This window comes from Archangium sp., assembly GCF_036389735.1.
GTDB lineage: Bacteria > Myxococcota > Myxococcia > Myxococcales > Myxococcaceae > Archangium.
Window position 1 is genome coordinate 1 of sequence record NZ_DASVWK010001154.1, and the last position, 8,726, is coordinate 8,726.

Genomic DNA, 8,726 nt, shown 5'->3' on the forward strand with positions numbered 1-8,726 from the left:
CTCGACCACGTCCAGCGTCGTCTCCAGGCCCTTGCCCTCCTCGACCGTGATGACGCCCTCCTTGCCCACCTTCTCCATGGCGTCGGCGATGATGTGGCCGATCGTCTCGTCGCCGTTGGCGGAGATGGTGCCCACCTGGGCGATGGCCTTCTTGTCCGCGGTGGGCTTGGAGAGCGTCTTGAGCTCGGCCACCACGGTCTCCACGGCCTTGTCGATGCCGCGCTTGAGGTCCATGGGGCTGTGGCCGGCGGCCACCAGCTTCAGGCCCTCCTCATAGATGGCCCGGGCCAGCACGGTGGCCGTGGTGGTGCCGTCACCGGCCTTGTCCGAGGTCTTGGACGCGACCTCCTTCACCATCTGGGCGCCCATGTTCTCGAACCGGTTCTCGAGATCGATCTCCTTGGCGACCGTCACGCCGTCCTTGGTCACCGTGGGCGAGCCGAACGACTTCTCGATGACCACGTTGCGGCCCTTGGGGCCCAGGGTCACCGCCACCGCATCCGAGAGGATGCGCACGCCGCGCAAAATGGCCTCGCGGGCGGACTGGTGGAAGAAAATCTCCTTGGCTGGCATCGTAACCTCCTGAAAAGACTTGGGAATGTGCTACGCGAGTCGGGGTGCTGGGGTTGGCACTCGACCCAGGCGAGCGCCAAAATAAGAGCCAGCCCCGGGTTGTCAACACGGAACGCCGGGCCTGTGGGAGAGCGGACGGCCAGGGAGGCCGGCGGACTACTCGGCGAAGCGCACGAGGTTGAGAAGCTGATTGAAGTCCAGGGGCTTCTCAAGCGTGAAGGCCACGCCCTTGCGCAGCCCCTTGTCGTGCACGTTGCCGTCGGCGTTGCCCGTCATGAGGATGACGGAGGTGGTCTGGTGCCTGGGGTCCGCCTTGAGCATCTCGGTGAACTGGATGCCGTCCATGTGGGGCATCCGGTAGTCGCTGATGACGAGACCCACGGTGTGCCGCTCGAGGATGTCCAGGGCTTGCAAGGCGTCGGCCGCGGAAAAGACGGTGTACCCGTGCTTCTCGAGGAACCGAGAGAGCAGCGTGCACAGCTCGACGTCATCATCCACGACCAGAATGTTCACGGACCCTTACGCACGGAGACAGGGGCCGCGCAACGTAACAGTCACCCCGCACGTTGACAACGCGCGGAAGGGGTTCGTATGTGGCCGCGCATGGGGAAGCGGACGTCGAAGAGGGCGCCGTCGGACGTTGAGGTACGGCTCGACGGGGTGGCGGCGGCATTTGAAGAGGGAGCGTTCGAGGAGGCACTGGCCGGAGCGGAGGCGCTCCTGGCCGAGGTCCCTGAGTTCCCCGAGGCATTGCATTGGAGGGCCGCGGCCCTGACGGAACTGGGGCAGGTGGAAGAAGCCCTCGAGGCTTACGGGCGGGCCCTGAAGGCGGCCCCGGAGGACCTGGAACTGCTGCTCGGGGCGGCCGAGTGCCTGGTGTGCCGGGTGGGAGACGACCGCGAGGCGGTGGAGGAAGGGCTTTCCCTGTGCACCCGGGGGAAGAAGCAGGCCCAGCGGGCGGGGGACGTGGAGCTCGTCTTCGAGTTCCTCCTGTTGGAGGGCACGGGGCTCAACCAGGTGGGCGAGTGTGCGAAGGCCCTGGTGAGCCTGGAGGCGGCGCTGGGGCACGTGCCGAAGTCGGTGGAGGCGAGGCTGGAGCGGGCGATTGCCCTGTTCGAGCTGTGCCGGTTCCCGGAGGCCCAGGTGGCATTCGAGGAGGTGCTGCGGGACACGGCGGACGAGCCGTGGTCGCACCACTACCTGGGGCTGTTGGCGGAGCGGCGGGGCGAGGCGAAGGAGGCGCGCAAGCGGTTCGCGAAGGCGCAGGCGCTGGCGCCCGAGGAGTTCCCCCCACCGGTGGAGTTGGGCGAGGAGGCCTTCGACAAGGCGGTGGAGGACGCGGTGAAGGCACTGCCCGGACACGTGAAGGAGTACCTGGACAACGTGACGATCGCGGTGGAGGAGATTCCCAAGGACGAGGATCTGCTGGGGGAGGCACCGCCGCTCTCGCCGTGCATCCTGGGGGTGTTCCGGGGCTCGCCGGTGGGCGAGCGGAACAGCATCATGGGGGGGTTCGATCCGTACCCGGCGTCGATCGTGCTGTACCAGAAGAACCTGGAGCGCTTCGCGAAAACGCGCGAGGAGCTCATCGAGCAGATCGGGATCACCGTGATGCACGAGGTGGGTCACCTGATGGGGCTCGACGAGGATGACCTGTGGCAGCGCGGGCTGGACTGAAACGCGACGTTGACGTGGGGCGCGCGGAGCGGCAGTAATCGCGAGTGGTAGGACCTCCGGACCTGGTGGCCGGCCCGGTCTTCAAAACCGGTGGGGGGCATGGAGACATGTCCCTGGGAGGTTCGATTCCTCTGTCCTACCGACCCTTTCCTCCTCTGATGGTGGAGACGGAGCTGCTGACGCAGGAGGCGCGGGGCACCTTCACCCTCAAGTTGTGGGACGAGAACGGGGGCCGGCTTGTCACTCTGGGCCGAGTGACCTTCCCGTGATCCCCGCTCCGGGGGTTGTCGTACCCATTGGGTATTCTTCCGGACTGGCTACCCATAGAGGGGTGGCCAGGAGGAATCCCCATGAAGCTGTGCTGCACGGCCGTAATGCTGGTTCTCCTCGTCGGGTGTGGCACCGCCTCCCGGGTCGTGCGCCTGGACACGGGCCAGACCGACACCCTCGTCTTCACCCCTCGTTCCGGCGCCAAGCCGGTGACTCTGGGCAACGGCGAGTTCGAGGAGGCCGTGTCGGAACTGGCTCGGGATGTTCGGCCCCCCACTCGGCCCCAGGAAGCCGCCCGGCGGCTGTTCGAGATGGCAGCGCGGAGCGGTTTGTACTCGTACGAGACCCCCAGCCATCGAATCACTCCGCTCAAGCCGGGAGAGCACCTGGAGGGGCAGTCCACAACACCGGAGGTGGAGTTGACGCGCGACTACCTGCGTTGGTGCGAGCGCACCGGCAGGCCCGGGGACTGTCTCCGCCTGCTGACGGAAGGCCCCACCGTCAACGGGGATGGCCGTTTCGCGCTCGCCATGGCCCTGGCCAAGGGCGCCGTGCTGGACGAGATGCTGGAGGCGTTCAAGGACATGGCCGACCCCCACGCCATGGTGGCGGCGGTCCTCTGGACCTGGACCACGTACATGATCCTCGTCTCCATTCCCGACGTGACGATCTCCAAGGGCCTCGCGGCCGTGATGACCGCCACGATCATCTCCTATGTGGGCGTCGATACCTTCTGGGGTCTCGTCGTGGGCTTCAAGCGGCTGATGGGCGAGGCGGACCGGGCCACCACGTTCAACGAACTGCGCGCAGCAGGGGAGCGGTACGGCAAGCTCATGGGCCGGAACGCGGCGCGAGCATTCGCCATGCTGGCCATGGCGGCCATTGGCAACACGGCGCCAGGGCTGGCCGCGAAGGTGCCGAAGCTGCCCGGCTCGATGCAGGCGGCCGTGCAGGCGGAGACGCAGGTGGGTATCCGTCTCGCGGCGGTGGGGGAAGTGAAGACGGTCGCCGTGAGTGCCGAGACCGTCACCATCACCCTTGCTCCTGGTGCTGTTGCCATGTCGGCCTGGGATGGCGAGGACAATGGTCATGGCGCTGGTAGAAGGACCCATCACGGCCAGCAGAGGGCCGATGAGGCACGCAGTGGTGATACACATCGACAGGTAGGGGATGCGAATCGAGTCATTCAGGAGGGACGCAAATTCACCGATACCGAAACGGGAAACATCGTGCACGTATCTGGCGATAGGGTCGTGATCACGAGCAAGGATGGCCGGGTCGTCACGCAGTTCAGGAATCCACGAGCAAATACTCAATCGCGAATCCAGAGTGGTAGGTGGGTGCCAAGAGATGAATAGCCCAACACTGTACAAGTTGCTCAATGTGTGCCGACGGCTCAGCGACAAAGAGGCCGTGATCTATCGATGCTTCGAACTGATTCCAGGGCAAGGTTTTGTCGTCCAAAGCGCCGACAGGATCTCGTTGCCGGCAAGCCAGGAACACATGCAGCACCATGAGCGACAGCTCTGGGAACTATTCTGCGAGGTGGCGCCTGAAGAACGATCAAGACCGTACGCTTCCATTGAGGAAGCAATCGCCGCATTCGATGCCGAGTTCGGAAACTGATGTCGAGGCATCGCATGGATGACAAGATCACGATCAAGGAAGCATACGCGGCGATGTACGCCTACCTTAAAATGCTCTACGACATGACAGGCTCGGACGACCTGGGCGGTTTTTTGGGCAGCATGTCGCTGCTCGAAGACGGTACGCCTGCGGACCCCGGTGTCTGGGACGATTGGATGCGCGCAGTACAGCAGGCAAGGCACGGTCAAGTCGCTCTGACTCTGGGACGCCCTGATGAGTGAGCACCACCTGCCTGATGGTTCCGGTTCTCAGGAGATCTTGTGGCTCCGTGCAAAGGGAGGGGATGAAGTGCAGCGACTCGTCGCCGTGACCGCCCTCGGCATGTGTCGCGCCTTGGCCACCGGCGCGATCAGCCCGGACACAGCCTGCCATCGACTCTTTGGGCCGGCCCTGCTAACGCGGCTCAACCAGATGAATGCTTGCCCTTCACTTCGTCATGCAATCCACATGGCCACCGAGCTTGAAGATGTGGCCGACCTCATCCCGGACAAACTGGCCAGCGCGATCGCGGATGTCGAAGCCGAACTCCTGAAGGCCCTGACGGATCTCGCTCCAGCCGGTCTTGCTGGCGAGAAGTGGCTGGTGAGGTCCCCGTGAGGATCCAGCTTTCCGACCTGCGAAGGGCGGCAGATGCCCTGTTCGATCACCTGGAGCGGACAGGCCGAACGGAGATCGATCTCACCGAGGACTTCTACTGGAGCATCCCGGAGAAGCACCTGTACTCAGTGTACTCCCCTCCTCCCGAGTCCGAGCTGACGGTGGGGCAGTTGTCCGATGACTGGAACGAGGTGGCGAAGATCGCGTCCGGCCAACGCCCTCCCATCGCCTACGCCCTGGTCTGGCTCTCGTCGCTCCTGCGCTTCATCGGCACGAAGCTCGTCTCCTGAAGGAACCAAGGGCACATGCAGCCGCTGCGTACCCAAATCGTACCCAAGAGTGCCGGACGCGGGTGGACCTCCACGGACGCACCGCCGACCCCTCTCCGGAGGGAAGCCGCCCCCACGAGGACCCCATCGATCCGGGCGGCGGGGCTTCAAAACCGGTGGGGGGCATGGAGACATGTCCCCGGGAGGTTCGATTCCTCTGTCCTACCGAGAGCGTGCCTGGACGCCCCCTATCCACACTGGCACGCCTAGCGGATGTTTACTGCCAGACTGGCCCGGCGTGGAGGATCCGATATGCTTCGGACTTCTATCCACCGAGAAACACTCCGCCCCCCCTAATGCCTCCTTCGATCTCGGCCCCCCTTCCTCCCGGACCCAAGGGCATCTGGTTCCTTGGTAACGCTCTGGAGCAGCTCCGGGATCCGCTCGGAATCTTCGCGCGTGGCTGCGAGCGGTACGGCGACATCGTCCATTACGGGATGGGACCGGGGGGCACGATCATCCTGCTCAACCACCCGGACTACGTGAAGCACGTCCTGGTGAACAACCCGCAGAACTACGTCAAGCCGTTCCAGGGTGGGAAGCTGCTGGGCAATGGCCTCTTCAGCAGCCAAGGGGATTTCTGGAAGCGCCAGCGGCGGATGATGCAGCCGGCCTTCCACCGTGCTCGGCTCGCGCCCATGGTGGAGAAAGCCGTGGAGGGGACCCGCTCGATGCTCACCCGCCTGGAGGCCCAGGCCCGCTCCGCGAAGCCCTTCGACGTGGAGCAGGAGATGACTTGGGTGCTGCGCTCCATCGTGAGCCAGAGCGTGTTCTCGCTCGACATCACCGAGCTGTCCCCCACCGTGCGTGACGCCTTCGAGTTCGTGATGGCCTTCGGGCGGCGGAAGATCTCCATCTGGACCGTCCTCCCCCTGCCTCGCCCGGGCCGGCGCCGCTACAAGAAGTCCATCGAGATCCTCGAAAACGCGGTGTACGAGCTCGTCCGGCAGCGGATGCGGACTCCTGGAGAGCATCAGGATCAGCTCTCCGCGATGGTCGCGGCGCGGGACACTCAGGGCGAGCCGATGACGGACAAGCAGCTGAGGGACGAGGCGATGACGCTGCTCGTCGCTGGCCACGAGGCCACCGTGAGTGCCATGACGTGGGTGTGGTACCTGCTCGATCGGCACCCCGAGGTGCAGCGGAAGGTGCGGGAGGAGCTGGCCACGGTGCTCGGCGACGCCCCGCCCACGGCCCAGACGCTCCCCCAGTTGCAGTACACCAGCCAGGTCTTCGCGGAGGCGTTGCGCCTGTACCCTCCGGCCTGGGTGATGGGGCGCCTCGCGAAGGAAGAGGATCAGATCGGCGGCTACACCATTCCGGCGAAGTGCACCGTGGTCTTCTCCCAATACGTCATGCACCGGCACCCCACCTATTGGGAGGACCCCGAGCGGTTCGACCCGGAGCGCTTCGCCCCGGAGCGCAAGGGCAGCCAGCCGCGCTACGCTTATTTCCCCTTCGGCGGCGGCCAGCGGCTGTGTATCGGCGACAGCCTGGCGGAGCTCCACGCGTTGGTCGTCATGGCCACGGTGCTCCAACGCTACCGGCTCGAGCTGGAGCCGGGGTTCCGCGTCGAGCCCGAGGCGGGTGTCACCCTCAGGCCAGCCAATGGCCTGCGGGTCATCGCCCACCCGGATCCACTCGCGGTGACGACGCGGCGCGTCGCCGGGGTTTGAGCCCCGCTCCAGAGTGCGGCCCTTTCCTCGGTTTCCCCGAGGGCACAAGGCCCCTGCTCGTGGATTGACGGAAAGTATTCGATTTTTAAAAATTTAATCCGAGAGTTCCGTTCTGTCTGGGCTCTCAGAATCTTCGCTTGAGGCAACCATGAACCCCCCGGGCCGCGCTCCTCACCGCTCCACCCTTCTGGATCTGCTCACCCAGCGCGCCTCCGAGACTCCGGATCAGCGCCTCTACACCTTCCTGGAGGACTCCGGCGCCGAGGAGGCCTCGCTCACCTTCGCGGGGCTGGAGCAGCGCGCCCGCCGCATCGCCGTCGCGCTCCTGCAGGTGGCCGCTCCGGGCGAGCGCGTCATGCTCCTCTACCCTCCCGGATTGGACTACGTCACCGGGTTCTTCGGCTGCCTCTACGCCGGCCTCATCGCCGTCCCCGCCTATCCGCCGGACCCCACCCGGCTCGGCCGCACCCTGCCCCGCCTGCAGGCCATCATCGACGACGCCCAGGCCAAGGTGGTCCTCACCACCTCCTTCATCGCCTCCATGGGCGAGTTCCTCTTCGAGCAGGCGCCCCACCTGCGCGCCCTGCACTGGCTCGCCACCGATGAGCTCGCCCCCGGCACCGAGGACGCCTGGCGCCGTCCCGTCGTGGAGTCCGGCACCCTCGCCTTCCTCCAGTACACCTCGGGCTCCACGGGCACGCCCAAGGGCGTGATGCTCAGCCACTCCAACCTGCTCCACAACCTGGAGCTGATCTCCCACGCCTTCCAGGCCCGTGCGGACAGCGTGGGCGTCATCTGGCTGCCGCCCTATCACGACATGGGGCTCATCGGCGGCATCCTCGAGCCCCTCTTCAAGGGCATGCACACCGCCCTGCTGTCCCCGCTGAGCTTCCTCAAGACGCCCTTCCGGTGGCTGGAAGCCATCTCCCGCTTCGGCGGCACCATCAGCGGTGGCCCCAACTTCGCCTTCGACCTGTGCGTGCGCAGGATCTCCCCCGAGGAGCGCAGCACGCTGGATCTCAGCCGGTGGGAGGTCGCCTTCACCGGCGCGGAGCCCATCCGCGTGGACACGCTCGACCGCTTCGTCGAGGCGTTCGGCCCCTACGGATTCCGGCGCGAGGCCATCTATCCCTGCTACGGCCTCGCCGAGGGAACGCTCATCGCCTCCGGCGGCCCCCAGGGACGCGTGCCCCTGCAGCGCTCCATGGATGCCGCGACGCTCGAGCGCAACCAGGTGGCCCCGGCCCAGGAAGGCGAGCCCTCGTACCTGATGGTGAGCTGCGGCCGGTCCCTGCCCGGCCATGACATCCTGGTCGTCGAGCCCACCTCTCGTGCTCGCTGCCCCGAGGGCAGCGTGGGGGAGATCTGGCTCTCGGGCCCCAGCGTGGCCCAGGGCTACTGGCGCCGTCCCGAGGAGAGCACCCAGACATTCCTCGCGCACACCGCGGACGGCCAGGGTCCCTTCCTGCGCACCGGCGACCTCGGCGTGTTCCAGGACGGCGAGCTCTTCGTCACCGGCCGCCTCAAGGATCTCATCATCATCCGCGGCAGGAACCACTACCCCCAGGACATCGAGCTGACGGTGGAGAAGAGCCACCCGGCCCTGCGTCCCGGGTGCGTGGCGGCGTTCGCCGTCGACGAAGGCGGTGAGGAGCGGCTCGTCCTCGTCCAGGAAGTGGACCTGCGCAAGCTGCGCGATCCCATCGAGTCCGTCGTGGCTACCGTGCGCCAGCGCGTGGCCGAGCTGCACGAGGTGCAGCTGCATGCCCTGGTGCTGATCGAGCCGGGCAGCATCTTCAAGACCTCCAGCGGCAAGATTCAGCGCCGCGCCTGCCGCACGGGTTTCCTCGAGGGCTCGCTCCAGGTGGTGCACGCCTGGCGTCTCTCGGAGGCCACCACGAGCACGCCCGAGACCCCCGCGGCGCCCCCCCCGCAGGAGGACCTGTCCACGCGCGAG

At 66.2% G+C, this 8,726-nt stretch carries 9 protein-coding genes and 2 tRNA genes; 9 read left to right on the forward strand and 2 right to left on the reverse strand.

Annotated features, from left to right (window positions below):
* The coding region (locus tag VF794_RS41575; RefSeq protein ID WP_331119592.1) for a TCP-1/cpn60 chaperonin family protein at positions 1-573 on the reverse strand (573 nt) is incomplete at its 3' end.
* A 156-nt stretch (positions 574-729) separates the two neighbouring features.
* Positions 730-1,086, reverse strand: coding sequence for a response regulator (locus VF794_RS41580; RefSeq protein ID WP_331119594.1), 357 nt, complete (start codon positions 1,084-1,086; stop codon positions 730-732).
* A gap of 90 nt (positions 1,087-1,176) precedes the next feature.
* Between VF794_RS41580 and VF794_RS41585 the strand changes: the two genes are divergently transcribed.
* The 9 genes from VF794_RS41585 to VF794_RS41625 form a co-directional block, all read left to right on the forward strand.
* Positions 1,177-2,250, forward strand: coding sequence for a metallopeptidase family protein (locus VF794_RS41585; RefSeq protein WP_331119596.1), 1,074 nt, complete (start codon positions 1,177-1,179; stop codon positions 2,248-2,250).
* A gap of 46 nt (positions 2,251-2,296) precedes the next feature.
* A tRNA-Sec gene (locus VF794_RS41590) sits at positions 2,297-2,392 on the forward strand.
* 208 nt (positions 2,393-2,600) lie between these two features.
* Positions 2,601-3,878, forward strand: a complete 1,278-nt coding sequence (locus tag VF794_RS41595) for a hypothetical protein (RefSeq protein ID WP_331119598.1) — start codon at positions 2,601-2,603, stop codon at positions 3,876-3,878.
* 282 nt (positions 3,879-4,160) lie between these two features.
* Positions 4,161-4,388, forward strand: a complete 228-nt coding sequence (locus VF794_RS41600) for a hypothetical protein (RefSeq protein ID WP_331119600.1) — start codon at positions 4,161-4,163, stop codon at positions 4,386-4,388.
* Positions 4,381-4,764: a DUF3969 family protein gene (locus tag VF794_RS41605; RefSeq protein WP_331119602.1), complete on the forward strand. Its 384-nt coding sequence runs from the start codon at positions 4,381-4,383 to the stop codon at positions 4,762-4,764. The genes VF794_RS41600 and VF794_RS41605 overlap by 8 nt, the downstream gene beginning before the upstream one ends.
* A complete protein-coding gene (locus VF794_RS41610) occupies positions 4,761-5,054 on the forward strand; it encodes a hypothetical protein (protein ID WP_331119604.1) in 294 nt (97 codons plus the stop codon). The genes VF794_RS41605 and VF794_RS41610 overlap by 4 nt, the downstream gene beginning before the upstream one ends.
* A 117-nt stretch (positions 5,055-5,171) precedes the next feature.
* Positions 5,172-5,258 (forward strand) — tRNA-Sec (locus tag VF794_RS41615).
* 131 nt (positions 5,259-5,389) lie between these two features.
* A complete protein-coding gene (locus tag VF794_RS41620; protein WP_331119606.1) occupies positions 5,390-6,769 on the forward strand; it encodes a cytochrome P450 in 1,380 nt (459 codons plus the stop codon).
* A gap of 148 nt (positions 6,770-6,917) precedes the next feature.
* Positions 6,918-8,726, forward strand: a 1,809-nt coding sequence (locus VF794_RS41625; protein ID WP_331119608.1) for a fatty acyl-AMP ligase, incomplete at its 3' end; no start/stop codon positions are given.